Consider the following 20835-nt stretch of genomic DNA (forward strand, 5'->3'; position numbering starts at 1 on the left):
CGGCGGTAGCCGGGGTGACGTGCGACGATGTGCGGCATGCCGCAGCTGCCCCCCGAACGGAGCACCTCCTCTCCGTCCGCTCGCCCCGACGCCTCCATGTCGCTGCTGACCCATGTGATGGACCACAGCCTGGACGAGGGGTACGCCGAGGCGGCGGCCCGTCGTGAGAGCGACGGGACCGCGGGGCTGCCCCGGAGACTGCGGGCGAAGCTGGGTCTGGCCGGCGGCCTCGTACTGATCGCCCTCGTCGTCACCCTCGGCGCCGCACAGGCCCGGGTCTCCGCGCCGGTCGTCGCCAAGGAACGCCAGGAACTCATCGACCGCATCGACGGTGAGACCGACGCGGCCGATTCCCTCGAGAACGAGGTGGAGGAGCTCCGGGCGGACGTCGGGGAGCGGCAGCGGGCGGCCCTGCTGCCGCACGGCGGGGACCAGGGGGAGCTGGTCGCCCTGCTCTCCGGGGCCACTCCCGTCGAGGGACCCGGGGTGAAGCTCGTCGTGGACGACGCCGACGAGACGGATCAGGGGACCGACGGGCCGCGCGGCACCAGCGGCTTCGCCGACACCGGCCGGGTACGGGACCGGGACATGCAACGTGTCGTGAACGGTCTCTGGGAGTCCGGCGCGGAAGCCGTCGCCGTCAACGGACAGCGACTGACGGCGCTTTCGGCGATCCGCGCCGCCGGTGACGCCATACTGGTCGACAACAGGCCGCTCGTTCCGCCCTACACGGTGCTCGCCGTGGGCGACGGGAAGAAGCTGGCCGCGAGGTTCCGGGCCAGTGCGGACGGCCAGTACCTCCAGGCCCTGCACGACGGCTTCGACATCAGGACGAGCCTGTCCGCCCAGGAGGAGGTACGCCTCCCGGTCGCGCCGAGCCTGATCGTACGCACAGCAGAACCGAAGGCCGCAGACACCGGCAGTGGTGCGGCAGACACTGGGAAGGACACATCGTGATCGCCGTACTGGGCCTCGTCGTGGGAGTCGTGGTCGGACTGTTCGTCCGGCCCGAGGTACCGGCGGTGGTCGAGCCCTACCTCCCGATCGCCGTGGTGGCCGCGCTCGACGCGGTCTTCGGCGGGCTGCGCGCGATGCTCGACGGGATCTTCGTGGACAAGGTCTTCGTCGTGTCGTTCCTCTCCAACGTCGTGGTGGCCGCGCTCATCGTGTTCCTCGGGGACAAACTCGGCGTGGGCGCGCAGTTGTCGACCGGTGTGGTCGTCGTGCTGGGCATCCGGATCTTCTCCAACGCCGCGGCCATCCGCCGGCACGTCTTCCGGGCCTGACGCCGATGATCCACGAAGAGATGCCTCCCGAGGCGACCACCGGCGGCCCGGGCCGGGACAGCGCTGCCTCCCCCTCTCCCGAGCCAGGACGGCTGAGCGGACGTCAGCGGCTGCGCGCCGGGCTCTGGCCGCCCCGGGTGACCCGCGCTCAACTCGTCGTCGCGCTGCTGCTGTTCGGACTGGGACTGGGTCTGGCGATCCAGGTCCGGTCGAACAACGACGACAGCGCACTGCGCGGCGCCCGCCAGGAGGACCTGGTCCGCATCCTCGACGAGGTCGACGACCGGACCCAGCGGCTGGAGGACGAGAAGCAGCGTCTCGGCGCCCAGCTGACGGAGCTGGAGAACAGTTCCGACCAGGCCGAGGAGGCGCGCAAGCAGACGCTGGAGAAGGAGCGGCAGCTGGGTATCCTCGCGGGTACCGTCGCGGCCCACGGGCCGGGGATCACGCTCACCATCGAGGACCCGACCGCGTCGGTCGCCCCCGACATGCTCCTGGACGCCGTCCAGGAGCTCCGCGCGGCCGGCGCCGAGGCCATCCAGGTCAACGGGGTGCGGGTGGTCGCCAGTACGTACTTCTCCGGGGAGGCCGGAGCCGTGAAGGTCGACGGACACGCGGTCGGGGCGCCGTACGCGTTCAAGGTGATCGGCAGGCCCCAGGATCTGGAGCCGGCGCTCAACATCCCGGGCGGGGTGGTCCAGACGCTGGAGAAGGAGCAGGCGACGGCGGTGGTGGAACGGGTCGACGACATTGTGGTGGACGCCTTGCGACCTGCGAAGCAGCCTGACTACGCTCGGTCGTCGTCGTAGTGGTCCACCGGCGGGGCAAGGTGCCGGGCAACTCCGAGCGGCTGTGCGGAGTTACGGGGGGTCGCCGCACCGTATCCACGGTGCGTGGTGGAAACTGTCGGGTGGATACGGACGTTGTGAGAGTGTCCGGGTCGGCAGGTGTGTTCATTCAGGGTTCGTCCTGCCCCACGGGCGGGTCTATGTCGGTCAAGGGGAATCGCCCGTGAAGTTTTTTGCGAAGTTGTTCGGAAAGAGCGCCCGCGAGGACAGCAACAGTGCTGCCCGCCATCGCGCGTCGCGGCACGGCCAGGACGAGGACCAGGGCGCCGAGCGTCCCCTCTTCCGTGACGAGGTGTCCACCCCCGGCGGCGGCTCCGGAGCGCAGTCGGGCGCTCCCGGCATAGGCTTCCCGGACTCCGGGCCGAGCACCGGGTTCCACCCCGCCCCGGCGGGTGCCGGGGTGGCCCTCTGCACGCGGTGCGGTCACCGCAATCCGGCGACGAGCCGGTTCTGCTCCAACTGCGGCGCGCCCCTCAAGGGAGGCATCCCCGAGCGCGCCTCGGAGACCACGTCGACGATCTCCATCTCCGGTCTGGAGGCGTACGACGCGGAGGTCACCGGCCAGACCATGCTGCCGTCGCTCTCTCCCGAGGCGCAGGCGGCCGTGGACGCCCTGCCGGCGGGCAGCGCGCTCCTGGTGGTCCGTCGCGGCCCCAACTCCGGCAGCCGCTTCCTGCTGGACAGCGATCTGACGACGGCCGGACGCCACCCGCAGAGCGACATCTTCCTGGACGACGTGACCGTGTCGCGGCGTCATGTGGAGTTCCGCCGGGGCGCGGACGGTAGCTTCACCGTGGGAGACGTCGGCAGCCTGAACGGCACCTACGTCAACCGTGAGCGCATCGACTCCGTCGCGCTGACCAATGGTGACGAGGTCCAGATCGGCAAGTACCGGCTGGTCTTCTACGCGAGCCAGCGGAGCGTGTGACCCTGCCCCGGACCGTGTCCGGGGGAAACCCGGGAAGGCCCATGCTGCGAACATCCCAGGGCGGTGCCGGAAACGGCACCGCCGCGGACCGGCGTGCGATGAGCATCGGAGCGGTGCTCGCGCAGCTGCGCGAAGAATTCCCCGAAGTCACGATCTCGAAGATCCGCTTCCTGGAAGCCGAAGGGCTCGTCGAGCCCGAACGGACGCCTTCCGGATACCGGAAGTTCGGTTCCGAGGACGTGGAGAAACTCGCGCAGGTCCTCCGCATGCAGCGGGACCACTACCTCCCCCTGAAGGTCATCCGGGAGTACCTCGACGCCCTGGCCCGGGGAGAGCAGGCCGCCCTGCCCTCCCCGGGGGGCCAGAGGGACCTGGCGGACCACTGCTGGGACGGGGCGGCCGGGGCTCCCACCGCGGCCCGTATCGGGCGTGCGGAGCTCCTGGCCGTCACCGGGGCGTCCGAGGAGCAGCTCTCCGCATGGGAGTCCTACGGGCTCGTCGTGCCCGAGCCCGGGGGCGGGTACGACGCCGAAGCGGTGAACGTCGCCAAGCTCGTCCACGACCTGGGCCGGTTCGGTCTGGAGCCGCGCCATCTGCGCGCCGTGCGGGCCGCTGCCGAGCGGGAGGCCGGACTGGTCGAGCAGGTGGTGGCGCCCCTGCGCCGGCACCGGAATCCGCAGACCAGAGCGCGTGCCGAGGCCACCGCGCAGGAGCTCGCCGAGCTGTCCGTACGGCTGCACGCGGCACTCGTGCAGACCGCCCTGCGCATGCGTTCGCACTGACCTCGGCGGAGCCCGACTACCCAAACATGGCGAGCACGACCTAGGGTTGCTGTGTGAACGAGCTCGACGTTGTCGGTGTCCGGGTGGAAATGCCCTCCAATCAACCGATCGTTCTCCTGCGTGAAGTGGGAGGCGACCGGTACCTCCCCATCTGGATCGGTCCCGGCGAGGCCACGGCCATCGCCTTCGCCCAGCAGGGGATGGCCCCTGCCAGGCCGCTGACCCATGACCTCTTCAAGGATGTCCTCGACGCGGTCGGCCAAGAGCTGACCGAAGTCAGGATCACGGACATCCGGGACGGGATCTTCTACGCGGAGCTGGTCTTCGCCAGCGGTGTCGAGGTCAGTGCCCGGCCGTCCGACGCCATAGCGCTGGCGCTGCGCACCGGGACGCCGATCTACGGCAGCGACGGGGTGCTCGACGACGCGGGGATCGCCATCCCGGACGAGCAGGAGGACGAGGTCGAGAAGTTCCGCGAGTTCCTCGACCAGATCTCGCCCGAGGACTTCGGCACCAACAGCCAGTGACCCCGGTGGACCGGTCGGCGGGCGCGCATTCGAGAAGCCCTTCCCGGTCCGACGTCACGGGAAACCACCCTCAGGGTGATTATCACTCGGCGTGCCGAGTGTGGCGATCGTTGACGCACCCCCGGTGACTGCCTACCTTCGAGGGGGCAGGTCAAGGACGGAGGTCGGCGTGAGAAGCAGCGGCGACGGTGCGGCGGCGGGCGGGCCGTATCCGCATCACGGCAGTGGGGCCGACCACACCATCAGGCAACCGGTTCACCCGGTCGCCCCGGTGTCGGACGGGGTCCCAGGGGCGAACGACATCGGATACCGGGGGCCGACGGCCTGTGCGGCGGCGGGCATCACCTACCGGCAGCTCGACTACTGGGCCCGCACGGGACTGGTCGAACCGAGCGTCCGGCCGGCGTACGGCTCGGGCACCCAGCGTCTCTACAGTTTCCGGGACGTGGTGCTGCTCAAGATCGTGAAGCGCTTTCTGGACACGGGCGTCGCGCTGCAGAACATCCGCACCACGGTGCAGCACCTGCGGGCCCGGGGGTTCCAGGACCTCGAGCGCATGACGCTGATGAGCGACGGGGCGACGGTCTACGAGTGCTCCTCGCCGGACGAGGTCGTGAACCTCCTCCAGGGCGGCCAGGGCATCTTCGGCATCGCCGTCGGGGTGGTGTGGCGCGACGTGGACACGGCCCTGTCGCAGCTGCACGGGGAGCGGGTGGACACGGGCGAGACCCTGGTCGGTCACAACCCCACCGACGAGCTGGCCCGGCGCCGCAACCGCGCCGTCTGAACCCGGGCGGCGACGGCCCGCCTCTCCACCGGAAAGCCGCGAAGTACCGCCCCGGACCCCGCGACCGGGGTGCCGGGCGGTGGCGTTGTCAGTGGCGTAGGGCACCATCGGCGGTGTGAGATCCGCGCCCACCATCCTCCACCTCGACATGGACGCGTTCTACGCGTCCGCCGAGCAGGCCGCCAAGCCCAGCCTGCGCGGCAAGCCGGTCGTGGTGGGCGGTGTCGGTCCGCGCGGCGTCGTGGCGACCGCCTCGTACGAGGCCCGGCGCTTCGGCGTGCACTCGGCGATGCCGACGGCCCAGGCGCGCAGACTCGCTCCGAACGCCGCCTATCTGATGCCGCGCTTCTCCCTGTACCGCGCCGTCAGCGAGCAGGTGATGGAGCTCCTGAGAGGGCTGTCCCCCTTGGTGGAACCGCTCAGTCTGGACGAGGCCTTCGTGGACCTGGAAGCCGGGGGGACCGCCGACGACTCCGCGTCGGCCCGGGCCACGGGTGAGCGGCTGCGGGAGGCGATCTCGACCGTCACGGGGCTGCGCGGGTCCGTGGGGCTCGCCGGCTCCAAGATGCTGGCGAAGATCGCCTCCGAGGAGGCGAAGCCGGACGGACTGGTGCTCATCGAGCCGGGCACCGAGCGGGAGCTGCTGGCACCCATGTCCGTACGCACCCTGCCCGGGGTGGGGCCGGCGACGGGGGACCACCTCCGCAGGGCCGGGATGAGCACGGTGAGCGATCTCGTCGAGGCGGGGGAGGACGAGCTGGTACGGCTGGTGGGCAGAGCCCACGGTGCCTCGCTGTACCGGATGGCGCTCGGCCGGGACGACCGGCCCGTGGTCGCCGAACGCGACGCCAAGTCCGTCTCCGTCGAGGACACCTTCGAGGTGGACCTCCACGACCGGGACCGGGTGCGGGCCGAGGTCGAGCGGCTGGCCAACCGGTGCGTCGAACGGCTGCGGAAGGCCGGACGGTCCGGACGCACCGTGGTGCTGAAGGTACGCAGGTACGACTTCTCCACCCTGACCCGCTCCGAGACGCTCCGCGGGCCCACGGACGACCCCGGGGTCGTCCGTGTGGCCGCCGCACGCCTCCTGGAGGGGGTGGACACCACCGGTGGCGTCCGGCTGCTGGGGGTCGGCGTCACGGGCCTGGCCGACTACACGCAGGAGGACCTCTTCGCACAGGCCGCCGAGGCCGAGGCCGAACGGGCGGCCCTGCCGGTGTCCGGGACGCTCCCCGGCACGGAGGCCGCCCCTGTGGCGGAAGCCGCCGGGTCGGCCGGGACCGGTCCCCGGGAGCCGCTGGAGGAGCCCGTGGAGGGTGCGGACCGCCCCGCCGCCCCGTCCCCGGACGCGCGTGCCGACGAGGCCGCCGAGCGGGCCGCGCGACGCTGGCCCGCGGGGCACGACGTCCGGCACGGGACGTACGGACACGGCTGGGTGCAGGGCAGCGGCGTCGGCCGGGTCACCGTGCGGTTCGAGCGCCCGGGGGACCCGCCCGGCCGGGTGCGCACGTTCCGGGTGGACGACCCCGACCTGCACCCGGCCGATCCGCTGCCGCTGGTGGCCGGGCCGGTGGACTACTCCTCCTGGCCGGCCAGCCTGCCGAAGTCCCTGTCCGGGCCCGGATCGGTCACGGAGGAGGAGTCGAGTCCGTAATGCCGGTACAGCTGGAGTTCCTGCTCGGGAGAGAGATGCCGGCCGACGCCGAAGTCGGGCGCGTCGCGGATCAGCGCGCGGTCGAAGGGGACGCGCAGGGTGTCGCCGGTGAACTCGCTCGGTTCCAGCGGGACGAAGGCGTCCCTGCTGAAGAGCCCGGTGCGGACGGCGGCCCACTCGGGGACCCCGGTGGCGTCGTCGAGGTAGACCTCGTCCACCGTGCCGATCTTGACGCCCTCGCGGTCGAATGCCTTGCGGCCGATCAGGCTGCGCGGATCGATGTCGGTCTGCACGGTGCCTCCCGCTGGTCACGGCAACTGGGGATGGACACAATCACTCCACAGCCACTACAGAAGTGCAGATTCCGGATATCGGCCACTCGAAGAAGCGGCGGAGAACCCCGCTGGTAAGCTGGCACATGGCTGCCGACCCCGTGCGGGAGAGCCTCCGGTGCGGAATCCGGAGGCGCCGAAGGAGCAAATCCTCCCCGGAATCTCTCAGGCCCCCGTACCGCACGGACGAGGTCACTCTGGAAAGCAGGGCGGTCCCACCCGGCACGTGCCCGGTGCGGCCCACCCTCACCGACGGTGAAAGCCGGTGCTCCGCGAGGCGTACCGGTGAAGCTCTCAGGTCGAGATGACAGAGGGGGAGGCCGTTCGGGCAGCCGCGCCGCGGTGCCCCTCGCAGGTCGTGCAGACCAGGAGGCCTCCACCATGACCCCCCGCCGCACCCCGCTTTCCCAGCTGGAACAGGGCATTCCCTTCGAACAGCGCCACATCGGGCCGGACGGCGAGGCCCGGGCGAAGATGCTCGCGCAGGTCGGCTACGGCTCGCTCGACGAGCTCACCGCTGCGGCGGTGCCCGACGTGATCAAGAGCGCCGAGGCGCTCGACCTTCCGGCGGCGCGCACCGAGGCGGAGGTACTGGCCGAGTTGCGGACGCTCGCGGACCGCAACCAGGTCGTCGCCCCGATGATCGGGCTCGGCTACTACGGCACCTTCACGCCCCCGGTCATCCTGCGCAACGTGCTGGAGAACCCCGCCTGGTACACGGCGTACACGCCCTACCAGCCGGAAATCTCGCAGGGCCGGCTGGAAGCCCTGCTGAACTTCCAGACCATGGTCGCCGAGCTTACCGGGCTGCCCACCTCCGGCGCCTCACTGCTCGACGAGGGCACCGCCGCGGCCGAGGCCATGGCGCTGGCGCGGCGGGTCGGCAAGGTCAAGGACGGCGTCTTCCTCGTGGACGCCGACACCCTCCCGCAGACCGTCGCGGTGATCGAGACCCGCGCCGAGCCGACCGGCGTGGAGGTGGTCGTCGCCGACCTCACCGACGGGATCCCGGCCGGGATCGCCGAGCGCGGTGTCTTCGGCGTCCTGCTCCAGTACCCGGGCGCCTCCGGGGCCGTACGCGACCTCGCCCCGGTGATCGAGCGCGCCCACGAGCTCGGCGCGGTCGTCACCGTCGCCGCCGACCTGCTGGCCCTCACCCTGCTCACCTCCCCGGGCGACCTCGGCGCCGACATCGCGGTCGGCACCACCCAGCGCTTCGGCGTTCCCATGGGCTTCGGCGGGCCGCACGCCGGCTTCATGGCCGTACGGGAGAAGTTCGCCCGCTCGCTCCCCGGCCGCCTGGTCGGCGTCTCGGTGGACGCGGACGGCGACAAGGCGTACCGACTGGCCCTCCAGACCCGCGAGCAGCACATCCGCCGCGAGAAGGCCACCAGCAACATCTGCACCGCCCAGGTCCTGCTCGCCGTGATGGCCGGGATGTACGCCGTCTACCACGGCGCCGACGGCCTGCGGACGATCGCCCGGCGCACCCACCGCTACGCGGTGATCCTCGCCGAGGGGCTGCGGGCCGCCGGAGGAGACGTGGTGCACGACTCCTTCTTCGACACGCTGACCGTGCGCGTCCCCGGCAGGGCCGCCGCGGTCGTCGCCGACGCCCGCGAGCGCGGGGTCAACCTCCGCCTCGTCGACGCCGACCGGGTCTCCGTCGCGTGCGACGAGACGACCACCCGCGCCCAGCTGGCGTCCGTCTGGGCCGCCTTCGGCGCGCAGGGCGACGTAGACGTGCTCGACGGCACGGCCGCCGACACGCTCCCCGAGCCGCTGCTGCGCACCGACGACTTCCTCACCCACCCGGTCTTCCACCAGCACCGCTCGGAGACGGCGATGCTGCGGTACCTGCGCCGGCTCGCCGACCGCGACTACGCACTCGACCGCGGCATGATCCCGCTCGGCTCCTGCACCATGAAGCTGAACGCGACCACCGAGATGGAGCCGATCACCTGGCCCGAGTTCGGCTCGCTGCACCCCTTCGCGCCCGCCGAGCAGGCCCAGGGCTACCTCACCCTCATCCGTGAGCTGGAGGAGCGCCTCGCCGAGGTCACCGGCTACGACGCGGTGTCGATCCAGCCCAACGCCGGTTCGCAGGGCGAGTTCGCCGGTCTGCTGGCCGTACGCGCGTACCACCGTGCCAACGGCGACGAGCAGCGCACCGTCTGCCTCATCCCGTCCTCCGCGCACGGCACCAACGCGGCGAGCGCCGTGATGGCCGGAATGAAGGTCGTCGTGGTGAAGACCGCCGACGACGGCGAGGTCGACATCGACGACCTGCGCGCCAAGATCGAGAAGCACCGCGACGAGCTCGCCGTGCTCATGATCACCTACCCCTCCACGCACGGTGTCTTCGAGGAGCACGTCGCCGACATCTGCGGCGAGGTGCACGACGCCGGCGGCCAGGTGTACGTCGACGGAGCCAACCTCAACGCGCTGGTCGGCCTTGCCCGGCCCGGCAAGTTCGGCGGCGACGTCTCGCACCTGAACCTGCACAAGACCTTCTGCATCCCGCACGGCGGTGGCGGCCCCGGCGTCGGCCCGGTCGGCGTGCGCGCGCACCTCGCGCCGTACCTGCCCAACCACCCGCTCCAGCCCGCCGCCGGTCCGGAGACGGGCGTCGGCCCGATCTCCGCCGCCCCCTGGGGCTCGGCCAGCATCCTGCCGATCTCCTGGGCGTACGTCCGGCTGATGGGCGGGGAGGGCCTGAAGCGCGCCACCCAGGTCGCCGTGCTCGCCGCGAACTACATCGCCAAGCGGCTGGAGCCGCACTTCCCGATCCTGTACACCGGCCCGGCGGGCCTGGTCGCGCACGAGTGCATCGTCGACCTGCGGTCGATCTCGAAGGAGACGGGCGTCAGCATCGACGACGTCGCCAAGCGGCTGATCGACTACGGCTTCCACTCGCCGACCATGTCCTTCCCGGTCGCCGGCACACTGATGATCGAGCCGACCGAGAGCGAGGACCTCGCCGAGATCGACCGGTTCTGCGACGCGATGATCGCGATCCGCGGCGAGATCGAGAAGGTCGCGTCGGGGGAGTGGAGCGCGGACGACAACCCGCTGGCCAACGCCCCGCACACCGCCAACGCGCTGGGCGGGGAGTGGAACCACTCCTACAGCCGCGCCGTGGCCGTCTTCCCGGCCGGCGTCTCGGCCGCCGACAAGTACTGGCCGCCGGTGCGCCGTATCGACGGCGCCTTCGGTGACCGCAACCTGGTCTGCTCCTGCCCGCCGCTGGACGCCTACGACCACTGACGGGCGCACGGGGGCCGGCGTGTCCGGTCGACCGCGACACGTGGACACCCGGACATGCGTCGGGGCCGGTTCGGAGAGATCTCTCCGGGCCGGCCCCTGCTTCGTACCGCCGCGCTCAGGCGGCCTTCACCACACGGCCGGCGACCAGGGGGCGGTGCGGGGCGATGATCTGTCCGTCCGGGAGCAGTTCGCCGGTGTCCTCGAAGAGCAGGACGCCGTTGCAGAGGAGGCTCCAGCCCTGCTCGGGGTGGTGCGCCACGAGCCGGGCGGCCTCCCGGGCGGCTGAGTCGGCGGTGGGGCAGGGGGGCTGATGCTGGCACATGGAAGGTTCTTTCGCTGTGTCGAGTGGTGGACGCGGGGTGCGGGCGCGTACGGAACGACGCTTTCACAAGGGCCGGTCGGTCTCAGTGTTGCGCCACACGCCCCGTTCCGCAGGGATTTCGCCTCAGCTGGTTTCCCGCTCCACCCGCCCGGACGGTCCGCCGGGCCGCACCCGCCTTTTCGGGTGGTCCGGGATAGTCCCAAAGGGCCATGAGGACTCGTCGTCAGGGTGTGCGCCGGGCGCGCGGGCGTGCGAAAACGCGCGCCCGGCGCGGGCCGGCCGTGCGTGAGGCCGCGCCCCCGGTCGAGCCGGTCGGCGACCGGCGCACGACCGCGGCTGGACCGGGGCGTGTCCCGCGGGCGCCGCGGAGGCGGTCCGTCCACCGGTGGAACCGCGACCCGCCGGACGCCCCGGGCGGTCCGGCGGGTGCGTGCGGGGTCAGGCCGAACCGACGAGGGGCCCCGTACGGGGGGCCATGCGCAGGGAGAGGACGGGGAGCAGGTCCGCCGCACGGTAGGGACGGTGGGCGGCGATTCCCGTCGGAGCGGGCGCGAGGGGGACGAGTATGTCGTTGGGCGCGACCGTGCCGGAGGTGGGGTCGGCGCCGGTGTCACCGTGCAGCCAGAGCGTGAGCATGTAGAGGTCGGGTACGGAGAGGAGCCGCGGCTGGTGGAGCGTGGCCGTCGACTCGGCCTGCCGCAGGGCGCGTTCGGTCGACGCGAGGTAAGGGCCCTCGAAGAAGTGCGAGAAGGTCCAGCCGTCCGCGGTGAGGACGGTCTCGGCCGCGGCGACGATCCCCGACTCGGCGCGGATCAGGAACCGCCAGCCGGCGAGCCTGGTCGCCGGTGCGGGTCTGTCGGTGGTCGCCCGGTCGAGAACGTGGACGGGCAGGGGCAGTTCGGGGGTCAGAGGTCCCTGGACGGAGCGCAGAGCGGGCGTACGTGCTTCGCGGACCGCGCTGGGAGAACCGAGTGCCGCGAGAACGCAGCGCAGTGCGGGCGCGGGGGCCGGAGGAACATGCAGCGGCATGGTGGGTCGCCTCTCGCTTCGGAGACACGGTGATGCGTGGCTGGGTGCAGACGGCGCTGTCGGCGGGCGTGACGTCAGAAGGAGGCCGGTCGACGACTGGACACGTCGACTATCGGCCTCGACAACCGAAGTTTATATGACAAGTGTTCGCCCGGTGTTTCCACTAGCTGTCGGTCGTATGACGCGCAAGGGCGTTTCGCGTCTTTGAGACGCGCATTTTCTGGTGATTCGCGACGCACTCCCGGGCCTTCGCCTGCGAGCATTCACATTTCGCGGTCGGCTCAAAAGGATCGGTGTTTCCTTCACCGTTCGGAGGGAAGACGACCCAGAATGAGCCGGATGCCTCATGCCAACGGAATGTGCCCGACGGACTCGCGGACCCAGCCTATCCGCTGCCGAACGCTTCCGCAGGCGTTATGGATCACTTCTGCGGGGCATTATCGATCGAGATGCGGGCGGCCCGGTCGCGGGCCGCCACTGAGGGAAGGACTCCACGATGGGGGAGAAGGTCGAGGCGCACGCCTTTGACCTGTCCGACCGCCCGGCGTACCGGCGCAAGCTGGCACGGTGTCTGGTCGGACTGGAGAGGCTGCTGGAGGAGCGGAGGTTCGACCGCCCCCGAAATTTCATGGGGCTGGAGATCGAGCTGAATCTCGCGGCCCCGGACGGTACGCCGCGGATGATGAATGCCGAGGTGCTCCAGCGGATCGCCAGCCGTGATTTCCAGACGGAACTCGGGATGTTCAACCTCGAGGTGAATATCGTCCCGCACCGGTTGAGCGGCCGGGTATTCGATCAGCTGGCGGAGGAGCTGCGTACGGGGCTCGCCTACGCCCACCGGAAGGCCGCCGAGGTCGACGCGGGCATTGTCATGATCGGAATTCTCCCCACCCTCGGACCGGACGACCTGGTCTTCGGCAACCTGTCGGACGTGGACCGCTACACCCTACTCAACGACGAGATGGTCGCCGAGCGGGGAGAGGATTTCGCGATCGACATCGAGGGCGTCGAGCATCTCGTGTGCGCGTCCTCGTCGATCGCCCCCGAATCGGCGTGCACCTCCGTGCAGTTGCACCTCCAGGTGACCCCCACCCGGTTCCCCGACGTGTGGAACGCGGCGCAGGCGGTCGCCGGGGTGCAGATCGCACTCGGCGCGAACGCGCCGTTCCTGTTCGGCAAGGAGCTGATGCGGGAGTCCAGGCCCCCGCTGTTCCAGCAGGCCACGGACGTACGCCCGCCCGAGCTGCGGAATCAGGGGGTGCGCCCCCGGACCTGGTTCGGCGAGCGGTGGATCGACTCCGCGCACGAGCTCTTCGAGGAGAACCTCCGCTACTTCCCCCCCTTGCTGCCGATCCTCGACGACGAGGACCCGCTGCGGGTGCTCGACGAGGGAGGCGTCCCCACGCTGGCCGAACTCGTCCTGCACAACGGGACGATCTACCGGTGGAACCGGCCCGTCTACGGGGTCGCGGACGGGGCCCCGCACCTGCGGGTGGAGAACCGGGTGCTGCCCGCCGGGCCCACCGTCGCCGACGTCCTCGCCAACGCCGCCTTCTACTACGGGCTGGTGCGCGCGCTCGCCGACGAACCCCGTCCGGTGTGGAGCCGGCTCCCGTTCGAGGCCGCGGAGGAGAACTTCGACAACGCCTGCCGCTACGGCATCGAGGCCGAGCTGCTCTGGCCGCGTCCGGGGCGGTCCGGCGGGATCGCGAAGGTGCCCGCGATCAAACTCGTACGCGACGAGCTGCTCCCCCTGGCCTCCGCAGGCCTCGACGCCTGGAACATCGAGCCCGCCGACCGCGACCGCTACCTCGGCATCATCGAGGAGCGGTGCCGCCGGCGGACCAACGGCGCCTCCTGGCAGGTGGACACCTACCACCGTGCGCAGGAGGCGGGCCTCGGACGGGAAGCGGCCCTCGCCGCCACCACCCGCAGGTACGGCGAGCTGGCGCAGAGCGGGGAACCGGTGCACACCTGGCCGGTCGGCTTCCCGAAGCCGTGAGCGGTGCGCCCCGGCGGCGGGTACCGTCCCGCGCGCCCGTGTCCCCGCCCGCGCGATCCCGGCGCTTCCGCGGCGCCCTCGGAGAAGCAGAACCCTGGGCGGAGCGGAACCCTGGGTGGAGCGGTGGCGCCTTTGGTCCGCGGCCGCCACGGTCCGGTCCGGAGCGCACCGTCGCCCTACGGGGCGGTGACGCCGCGCACGCCAGCGCGGGGAAGCCCGTGGCGGACCCTCGTCGCGGGTGACGGGGGCTACTCGGGGGTGCTCGTCTGACTGGCGGTCATGATGGCCTGCAGGATGACCGTCTGGATCTCCGCGGGGTCGCTCACCTCGTAACCGCCCCCGCCGGTCACCTTCGCGATCTCCGCGACCTCCTCCCGGTCGGCGTCCGGCCCCACCGCGATGGCGAGGATCGGCACCGGGCGCTCCGGATCGACGAGCCCCTTGAGCTGCTGGACCAGGCCGGTGCGCGAGATGCCGTGGTCGTCCTGGTTGGAGCCGTCCGTGAGGATCACCAGCGCGTTGAACTTGCCCGGCACATAGCTCGTCACCGCCGCCCGGTACGCCGCGAGAGTGGTGTCGTAGAGGCCGGTGGCGCCGTCCGGAACGGGCTGCAACTCGTCGAAGGCCGCTGCGAGTTCCTCCCGGTGGGTGGAGCCGCTCGCGGTGCGGTCGCCGAGTCGGCCGGTGGGGGTCAGCTCGCGGTAGTCCTTGGTGCCGTCGAGCGTGGTGGCGAACTCCCAGAGACCGATCTCGTCGTCGTCGGTGAACTGGCTCAGCGCCTGGAGCAGCGACTGCTTCGTCACGTCCATCCGCGATTCGCCACTGCCCGGTACCGGGGTCGCCATCGAACCCGACGCGTCGACCACCGTGGAGAGCCGGGCGCTCTGCACCGTGATGGTCCACATGCCGAGCACCTCCTGGAGCTCGGTGGCGGTCGGGGCGGCGGCGGGCGCGTCGGTGTACGGCTGCGGGGCCTTTCCACCGGCTGCCCGGACGATCCCGGGCACCGCGGCGCCGTCCGGCGGCCGGAAGCCGTGGTCCGGCAGGGAGGTGTCCGCCCCGCCCGAACCGCTGTCCCTGAGCAGCGTCATCAGACGCAGCGCGGTCCGGCTCTGTTCGACGGTCATCGACGTCTCGTCCACCAGGGTGTACGGGTAGTTGAGTTGCGGGGCACCGTCCTTCGGGTAGAAGAGGTCCACCTTGCCGCTCCCGGTGGCCTTTGCGTTGTGCGCGAAGGCTGCCTGTTCGGAGAGCATCAGTGCCTGGTTCCGCTCGGCGTCACCCTGCTCGGCGCCGGCATCGTCGTGCGCCAGTGTCCCAGCCGCCTGCGGGTCGCTCTCGGACATGCGCTCCGAGAGGATCTTCGCGGTCCGCGCGGCGCGGGTGTCGCCGTCCCCGCCCTGGCCCGCCGACGACGCCCCGATGGCCGCGAGCGCCAGCAGCCCGGTGGCACTGCGGGCCGGGTCGGCGGCGCCGAGCCGGACGGCACCGCCCGATTCCAGTGCGGCGGCGACCAGTTCGGCCCAGCTGAGCTGCTTCTGCGGCCACCCCATGGCCTTCGCCGCGGACGGCACGACGGCGAAGGCCACCGGTGACGTGGCCACCGAGTCGCCGGGGGTGAGCGGGATGCCGTCCCCGCTGCCCTTCGCGCGGTCCAGCCAGAGGTCCGAGTCCGGCAGCCAGACCTGGTACGGGGTCTTCCCGCCGGCCGCCACGGTGTTGGCGACCTTGTACGAGTCGGCCGCCACCACCTCGACATCCATGCACCGCCCGTCCGTACGCACCTCGTCCGCGCGCGCCCGGTCCGCCACGGCACGTACGGCGGGGGCGATGTCGGGGGAGGCCGCGACGGTGAGCCGGACCGCGTCGCTCCCGCAGGGTTCCGAGAACGAGAGGAGGCCGGTCCGTGCGACCGCCGCCGTGCCGGCCGTCACCACGACGACGAGTGCGGTGGCGAGGACCACCGTACGGCGGCGGTTCGGCGCGGAGGCCTCCCCGGGTCTGCCCGCCGGTGAGCGGTCGGGCAAGCTGTGACGTCCCATGTCGGTGGTGCCCCTCCTTGAGAATGAAACAAGGAAAAGGGGGACCCCACCATCGGCGATGGTGCTCGTCCCCCGGCCTGTCGCGCATGATCTTCGTACTTGTTTTCGAGACCCTAGCGGTGCGACGGGCGGCATGAGACGCGATTGCAGAACAAAAGGCGGGTGTACTGGTGAAGGAGGGGCGCGTGGCTGATTCTTGTCCTCAAGAGTCGCTTTCCCGGAGGACTTTGCGGTCCGAGGCGCTGTTGGTTCTCGCACTGTCGTTGGGCGCGAGCGGGGTGTCGGCGCTCATCAGTTTTGTCGGATCACTGACGAAACCGGGCGGTTTGAAGGACCAGGCGGCGACGCTCAACGGCTCGTACGCTCCGGGCCGTCCCTGGCTGGATCTGGCATGGCAAACGTTCGGGATCGCAACGGCCCTGGTGCCCGTGGCGCTCGTGGCGCACCTGCTGACACGCGAGGGCGCGAGCCTGCGGGCGATCGGATTCGACCGGACCGAGCCCGCTTCCGATCTGCGCCGCGGAGTCGCGGTGGCCGCGTGCATCGGCAGCGCCGGACTCGCCTTCTACCTCCTCGCGCGGGCCACCGGATTCAACCTCACGGTGGTGCCGGAATCGCTGCCCGAGGTGTGGTGGAAGTTCCCGGTCCTGATCCTCTCCGCCCTCCAGAACGCCGTGCTGGAGGAGGTCGTCGTGGTGGGCTACCTGCTGCGCAGGCTGGACCAGTTGGGCTGGACGCCCCGCGCCGCGCTGCTCGCCGGCGCGGTGCTGCGCGGTTCCTACCACCTCTACCAGGGGATCGGCGGCTTCCTCGGCAACATGGTGATGGGCGTCGTCTTCGTCCTGCTCTACCGGCGCTGGGGCCGGGTCGGCCCGCTGGTGGCGGCGCACGCGCTGCTCGACATCGGAGCATTCGTCGGATACGCGCTGCTCGCCGGGAAAGTGGGCTGGCTGCCCACGCCGTGAGGCGTCGTACCGTCGGGGCGTGGTCGCGCGAGCAACGCGAGCGACAACAGGAGGGGCGGGGGAGAACCTGGTGAAGGGCGGGGCGACGGGTGGGGTGGACTGCCGGCCGGACGATGTATCGGTCCGGTCGGGTCCTGCTCTCGCCGCTCCCCGCCCCCGGTCGGCCGTACCCGGGGGCCGCGGGGGCCGCTCACGTCGGCTCAGAGCCCGGCGAGCAGTTCGCCGTCGATGACGGTGACGGCGTTCCCGGTGAGAAGGGTCCGGTCGCCGCGCAACTCGGTGTGGACCAGGCCGGTGCGGGCGGAGCCCTGGAGGCCGGTCAGCGCGTCGCGGCCGAACCGGGCCGACCAGAACGGGGCGAGCGCGGTGTGCGCGCTACCGGTCACCGGATCCTCGTCGATGCCGACCCGGGGGAAGAAGCCGCGGGAGACGAAGTCGTACCCGAGGGTGGGGTCCTCGGCGGCGGCGGTGACGATCACCCCGCGCCGCGAACAGCGTGTGAGCGCCTCGAAGTCGGGCGTCAGCCCGCGTACCGTCGCCTCGTCATCGAGTTCGACCAGCAGATCCCCGATGTGCTCGCCGGTGTCGAGGACGGCGAGTGGTTCGGCTCCGAGGGCCTCGGCCAGTCCCGCCGGCGCCGGCTCGGGAACGAGCCGTGAGGTCGGGAAGTCCATCGTGTAGGCGGAGCCGGGGCGGGCGGCGGTGGTGAGCACCCCGGACCGGGTGGCGAAGCGCACGCTGCCCTCGGCCGCGCCCGTCGTGTGCAGCACATGGGCGGTGGCGAGCGTGGCGTGCCCGCACAGGTCGACCTCTGTCGTCGGGGTGAACCAGCGCAGCGCCCAGTCCGCCTCCCCGCCCGGCGCCAGCGGGTGGGTGAACGCCGTCTCCGACAGATTGACCTCGGCGGCCACCTGCTGGAGCAGGCCCGCCGACGGGAAGGCGTCGGAGTCCAGCAGGACGACCCCGGCGGGGTTGCCCGAGAAGGGGCGGTCGGTGAACGCGTCGACGATACGGATCCTCATGGAGCGACCGTAGCGAGGCGGATGCTCACCGGCCGAGCCGGCGTGGCCCTTCGGCCCGCGGCGAGGCTGCGGGGCCGTTTTCTTTGGCTTGCGCGGTGGCTACGGGGCCGCTTCCTTGGGCCTGCGCGGCGGCTGCGGCGTCCAGCAGGAGCCAGCCGTCCATGACCACGGGCGCCGGGTCTTCCGGCCGCCACCCGCGGGCTCGCGCCACGTCGAGCAGCGCCCGGACCGCACCCGGTTCGTGGAGGTTCAGCGCACTGCCCCGTGTGTGTCCCACGTCTCCGGATCCCAGCGGCGCACCTTGGGGGACGAATCTGCCCGGACCGCTCGCGAAGACGATGCGCAACGGCCCGCCGGTCCCGGGCGGCTGCGCGAGCAGGGTGAGGGTCTGACGGCAGTCGACGGACCGGCCGGCCTCGTCCTTCCGGTGGCCGTGGCGCAGCCACCGGAGGAACACCCGCCCGTCGGCGACCAGGCGGCGGGAGCTCTTCGCTATACGGGGGACGGGTCGGAGCGTACGCGTCGGCTCGGCGAGCCGTCCCGCCGTCGCCTCGTGGTGCCCCGGCGGATCGCTGGTCCTGGCGCCGTGGCGGACTGCGTGCCGCCCGCGCCGCGTACCGCCGCGTACCGCCGTGCTGGTCCGCCCGTCGGCCTCTGGCGCATGCGACTCCCGAGCCGTCCATGTGGTCGCGGACCCGTGTGATCAGCCCTTCGTGGACGTGGAGCATCAGAAGACCGGGGACGGTCAGGGTGGTGCGAGTGCGGCCCGGAGTGCGCCGACGCCCCCGTGCGTGGTCCTGCCCGCACGGCCGGAACACCCGGAACACCCGGAACACCCGGAACGCCTGGAACGCCCGGGGGCCGGTCTCCGCCGGCGTCGGATCGCTGCCCCTCGCCGGCAGACGGTCCCGCTTCGGCGGCGACCCGAAGCCGGCGGTCGGCCCAGCAGCGGCGTGAGAGGTCCCGTGCACCGCCTGGCCGGGTGAGGGTACGCACCGCCACCCGCGCGACGGTGACGGGTGCGGCTCCGTCCGGGGTCCATCCCGGTCGGTACGGCTGTCCAGCAGCGCCCGCGCCTCCCTACGCCCTGAGAACCTTCGCCGCCTCGCGACGCGGTCGAGTGAGGGGGAGGAGCCCGGCGCGGCGGGAATCCTTGCTCAACGATAGTTTCCGATATATCGTTGAGCCATCGGTACGAACGTATCGGTCGACTGAGAAGAAAGGAGCGCGTCATGCGTTCCCACGGATTCGACAACGAGCGCGGCCGAGGCGGCCGCGGACAGGGCGGTCCCGGACACCCGGGTCGCGGAGACTTCGACGGGCGGCGGTCCGCCTTCGGGCCCTTCGGCCCGCAGTTCGGCGGCGGACCCTTCGGCGGAGGCCCCTTCGGTGGGGGAGCCTTCGGAGGCGGTGGCCGAGGACGCGGTGGTGGCGGCGGGAGGGGAAGGGCGCGGCGCGGTGACGTGCGTGCCTCGATCCTGGCGCTGCTCAAGGACCGTCCGATGCACGGCTACGAAATGATCCAGGAGATCGGCGAGCGCAGTGGCGGAGCCTGGCGGCCCAGCCCCGGTTCGGTCTACCCGACACTCCAACTGCTGGAGGACGAGGGCCTCATCGTCAGTGCGAGCGAGGGCGGCAAGAAGCTGTTCACGCTCACCGAGGCCGGGAGCGCGGAGGCGGAATCCGGACCCGACGCTCCGTGGGAGGACGCCGGACGCGGCGTCGACTGGGAGAGTGTGAACGAGATCCGCCAGGCCGGCTTCAGCCTGATGGAGGCGTTCGGCCAGGTCTGGAAGACCGGATCCGCCGATCAGCGTCAGAAGGCGCTCGCCGTCATCAACGACGCCAAGAAGAAGCTCTACCTCATCCTGGCCGACGAGAACTGAGGCCGTGCGTACGAAGTGGTGGGGGACGAGGGCCCTCGCGGCCGGGTGGTCGCGGGGCCCCTTCTCCGTCATATGGCGCTTGGGTGTCCCGGATGCCGCCGACACGGACCGGTCCGGTCCGCTCCCGGCGGCGTCGGGCCCGGTGAGCACTCATCCCGCCTCCGGTCCGAACCTGTGCCGGTACGCCGAGGGGTTGAGGCCGGTGGAGCGGCGCATCAGCGCTCGCAGATTGGCGGAGGTGCCGAGGCCCGAGAGGCGTGCCACCACGTCGAAGCGTGACTCCCCCCGCTCGATCAGCCGGCAGGCCAGAGTGATCCGCTCTGCCGTGAGCCACGCCAGCGGAGTGGTGCCCAACTGCGCCCGGAAGCGCCGGTGCAGGGTCGCCGGACTGACCGCCGCTCGTGCCGCGAGCGCCGGGACGGTGAGAGCCGAGCCCAGCCGCTCCTGCGCCCAGGCCAGGACGTGTGCCAGCGACTCGTCCGGCAGGTCCGGCACCGGTCGCTCGACGAACTGCCGTTGCCCACCGTCGCGGTGGGCGGCGAAGACCAGCCGTCGGCTCACGGCGTTGGCGATCTCCGCGCCGTGGTCGCGGCGGACGAGGTGCAGCCCCAGGTCGAGCGCGGCGGCGCTCCCCGCGGCGGTCAGGATGTCGCCGTCGTCCACGAACAGCACGTCGGATTCGAGCCGTACGGCCGGGAAGCGGGTCCGGAAGGAGTCCGCCCACTGCCAGTGCGCGGTGGCCCGGCGTCCGTCGAGCACCCTGCTTCCGCCAAGGTGAACGCCCCGCTGCAGAAACCGACCAGGCGCGCCCCGCGCGCGTGCGCCCGCCGGACGGCGTCGAGCACGGCCGGGCGGCGAGGCACGTCGACGTCCGGCCGGTTGGGGACGATCAGGGTGTCCGCGGAGTCGGCCGCTTCGAGACCGGCGACTCCCGTGAGGGTGAAGAACCCGTCCCGCATCCGCGTACGGCGCTCGGGCGAGCAGAGCCCGAAATCGTAGAGTTCGCGACCGATCTCGGGTCTGCGCAGACCGAAGACCTCGGTCGCGCAGCCGAGTTCGAAGGGGTTGGAGTTCTCGTCGACGATGACGACCACGCGGTGCGGGCCGGCGCCGTGGGGAGCGTGCGAGGATTTTTGCGGCATGTGCGATTCCTAGC

General features: G+C 71.6%; 18 protein-coding genes, 1 pseudogene and 1 riboswitch. Of the genes and pseudogenes, 12 read left to right on the forward strand and 7 right to left on the reverse strand.

Features of this window, described 5'->3' with window-relative positions; genetic code table 11:
* Nucleotides 1–36: 36 nt before the first annotated feature.
* The 8 genes from PZB77_RS27375 to PZB77_RS27410 all read left to right on the forward strand — a co-directional run bounded on the left by PZB77_RS27375 (nt 37) and on the right by PZB77_RS27410 (nt 6812).
* Nucleotides 37–957: a DUF881 domain-containing protein gene (locus tag PZB77_RS27375; protein WP_275495297.1), complete on the forward strand. Its 921-nt coding sequence runs from the start codon at nt 37–39 to the stop codon at nt 955–957.
* The gene (locus tag PZB77_RS27380) at nt 954–1286 is read left to right on the forward strand and encodes a small basic family protein (protein WP_031069011.1); all 333 of its coding nucleotides are present in this window, start codon (nt 954–956) and stop codon (nt 1284–1286) included. The genes PZB77_RS27375 and PZB77_RS27380 overlap by 4 nt, the downstream gene beginning before the upstream one ends.
* A gap of 5 nt (nt 1287–1291) precedes the next feature.
* Nucleotides 1292–2095, forward strand: a complete 804-nt coding sequence (locus PZB77_RS27385; RefSeq protein WP_275495299.1) for a DUF881 domain-containing protein — start codon at nt 1292–1294, stop codon at nt 2093–2095.
* Between the two features lie 202 nt (nt 2096–2297).
* Complete coding sequence (locus PZB77_RS27390) at nt 2298–3062, forward strand: FHA domain-containing protein (RefSeq protein ID WP_275495300.1); 765 nt, start codon at nt 2298–2300, stop codon at nt 3060–3062.
* A gap of 41 nt (nt 3063–3103) precedes the next feature.
* Nucleotides 3104–3844, forward strand: coding sequence for a MerR family transcriptional regulator (locus PZB77_RS27395; protein WP_275495301.1), 741 nt, complete (start codon nt 3104–3106; stop codon nt 3842–3844).
* Nucleotides 3845–3897: 53 nt separating this feature from the next.
* Entirely contained in the window at nt 3898–4371 is a 474-nt protein-coding gene (locus tag PZB77_RS27400) for a bifunctional nuclease family protein (protein WP_266702124.1), read from the forward strand.
* A 169-nt stretch (nt 4372–4540) separates the two neighbouring features.
* Complete coding sequence (locus PZB77_RS27405; RefSeq protein ID WP_275495302.1) at nt 4541–5158, forward strand: MerR family transcriptional regulator; 618 nt, start codon at nt 4541–4543, stop codon at nt 5156–5158.
* A gap of 115 nt (nt 5159–5273) precedes the next feature.
* Nucleotides 5274–6812, forward strand: a complete 1539-nt coding sequence (locus tag PZB77_RS27410) for a DNA polymerase IV (RefSeq protein WP_275495303.1) — start codon at nt 5274–5276, stop codon at nt 6810–6812.
* On the opposite strand, the gene PZB77_RS27415 is transcribed toward PZB77_RS27410, so the two are convergent.
* A complete protein-coding gene (locus PZB77_RS27415) occupies nt 6734–7105 on the reverse strand; it encodes a PRC-barrel domain-containing protein (protein WP_275495304.1) in 372 nt (123 codons plus the stop codon). The two genes, PZB77_RS27410 and PZB77_RS27415, sit on opposite strands and share 79 nt — an antisense overlap.
* Before the next feature lie 133 nt (nt 7106–7238).
* A riboswitch (glycine riboswitch) is annotated at nt 7239–7335 on the forward strand.
* Nucleotides 7336–7525: 190 nt separating this feature from the next.
* Here PZB77_RS27415 and gcvP point away from each other — a divergent pair.
* Nucleotides 7526–10411, forward strand: coding sequence for an aminomethyl-transferring glycine dehydrogenase (gcvP, locus tag PZB77_RS27420; RefSeq protein WP_275495305.1), 2886 nt, complete (start codon nt 7526–7528; stop codon nt 10409–10411).
* Between the two features lie 115 nt (nt 10412–10526).
* Here the strand turns inward: gcvP and PZB77_RS27425 are convergent, their stop codons facing one another.
* Together PZB77_RS27425 and PZB77_RS27430 are read right to left on the reverse strand one after the other, a co-directional pair.
* Nucleotides 10527–10733, reverse strand: coding sequence for a DUF5999 family protein (locus PZB77_RS27425; RefSeq protein ID WP_275495306.1), 207 nt, complete (start codon nt 10731–10733; stop codon nt 10527–10529).
* A 438-nt stretch (nt 10734–11171) separates the two neighbouring features.
* Entirely contained in the window at nt 11172–11762 is a 591-nt protein-coding gene (locus PZB77_RS27430) for a hypothetical protein (protein WP_275495307.1), read from the reverse strand.
* 496 nt (nt 11763–12258) lie between these two features.
* On the opposite strand from PZB77_RS27430, the gene PZB77_RS27435 reads away from it, so the two are divergent.
* Entirely contained in the window at nt 12259–13764 is a 1506-nt protein-coding gene (locus PZB77_RS27435; RefSeq protein WP_275495308.1) for a glutamate--cysteine ligase, read from the forward strand.
* Between the two features lie 248 nt (nt 13765–14012).
* Here the strand turns inward: PZB77_RS27435 and PZB77_RS27440 are convergent, their stop codons facing one another.
* Nucleotides 14013–15806 carry a VWA domain-containing protein gene (locus PZB77_RS27440; protein ID WP_275495309.1) on the reverse strand — a complete coding sequence of 598 codons (1794 nt, stop codon included), beginning with the start codon at nt 15804–15806 and terminating at the stop codon, nt 14013–14015.
* Nucleotides 15807–15991: 185 nt separating this feature from the next.
* Here PZB77_RS27440 and PZB77_RS27445 point away from each other — a divergent pair, with 185 nt between their 5' ends.
* Entirely contained in the window at nt 15992–16771 is a 780-nt protein-coding gene (locus PZB77_RS27445; protein WP_275495310.1) for a CPBP family intramembrane glutamic endopeptidase, read from the forward strand.
* 200 nt (nt 16772–16971) lie between these two features.
* Here PZB77_RS27445 and PZB77_RS27450 read toward each other — a convergent pair whose 3' ends face one another.
* Both PZB77_RS27450 and PZB77_RS31300 read right to left on the reverse strand, forming a co-directional pair.
* Complete coding sequence (locus tag PZB77_RS27450; RefSeq protein WP_275495311.1) at nt 16972–17793, reverse strand: PhzF family phenazine biosynthesis protein; 822 nt, start codon at nt 17791–17793, stop codon at nt 16972–16974.
* Between the two features lie 25 nt (nt 17794–17818).
* A complete protein-coding gene (locus tag PZB77_RS31300) occupies nt 17819–18070 on the reverse strand; it encodes a hypothetical protein (protein WP_343299883.1) in 252 nt (83 codons plus the stop codon).
* A gap of 955 nt (nt 18071–19025) precedes the next feature.
* Here PZB77_RS31300 and PZB77_RS27460 point away from each other — a divergent pair.
* Nucleotides 19026–19679 carry a PadR family transcriptional regulator gene (locus tag PZB77_RS27460; RefSeq protein ID WP_275495312.1) on the forward strand — a complete coding sequence of 218 codons (654 nt, stop codon included), beginning with the start codon at nt 19026–19028 and terminating at the stop codon, nt 19677–19679.
* A 150-nt stretch (nt 19680–19829) separates the two neighbouring features.
* Here PZB77_RS27460 and PZB77_RS27465 read toward each other — a convergent pair.
* Nucleotides 19830–20821: pseudogene (locus PZB77_RS27465) on the reverse strand (helix-turn-helix domain-containing protein).
* Between the last annotated feature and the right edge of the window lie 14 nt (nt 20822–20835).

Source organism: Streptomyces sp. AM 2-1-1, assembly GCF_029167645.1.
Lineage (GTDB): Bacteria > Actinomycetota > Actinomycetes > Streptomycetales > Streptomycetaceae > Streptomyces.

Bases quoted from the DNA above. Each gene is read 5' to 3' on its own strand.
- PZB77_RS27435 (WP_275495308.1), top strand. From the start codon at position 12,259: ATGGGGGAGAAGGTCGAGGCGCACGCCTTTGACCTGTCCGACCGCCCG.
- PZB77_RS27450 (WP_275495311.1), bottom strand. From the start codon at position 17,793: ATGAGGATCCGTATCGTCGACGCGTTCACCGACCGCCCCTTCTCGGGC.
- PZB77_RS27425 (WP_275495306.1), bottom strand. From the start codon at position 10,733: ATGTGCCAGCATCAGCCCCCCTGCCCCACCGCCGACTCAGCCGCCCGG.
- PZB77_RS27460 (WP_275495312.1), top strand. From the start codon at position 19,026: ATGCGTTCCCACGGATTCGACAACGAGCGCGGCCGAGGCGGCCGCGGA.
- PZB77_RS27440 (WP_275495309.1), bottom strand. From the start codon at position 15,806: ATGGGACGTCACAGCTTGCCCGACCGCTCACCGGCGGGCAGACCCGGG.
- PZB77_RS27430 (WP_275495307.1), bottom strand. From the start codon at position 11,762: ATGCCGCTGCATGTTCCTCCGGCCCCCGCGCCCGCACTGCGCTGCGTT.
- PZB77_RS27375 (WP_275495297.1), top strand. From the start codon at position 37: ATGCCGCAGCTGCCCCCCGAACGGAGCACCTCCTCTCCGTCCGCTCGC.
- PZB77_RS27385 (WP_275495299.1), top strand. From the start codon at position 1,292: ATGATCCACGAAGAGATGCCTCCCGAGGCGACCACCGGCGGCCCGGGC.
- PZB77_RS27395 (WP_275495301.1), top strand. From the start codon at position 3,104: ATGCTGCGAACATCCCAGGGCGGTGCCGGAAACGGCACCGCCGCGGAC.
- gcvP (WP_275495305.1), top strand. From the start codon at position 7,526: ATGACCCCCCGCCGCACCCCGCTTTCCCAGCTGGAACAGGGCATTCCC.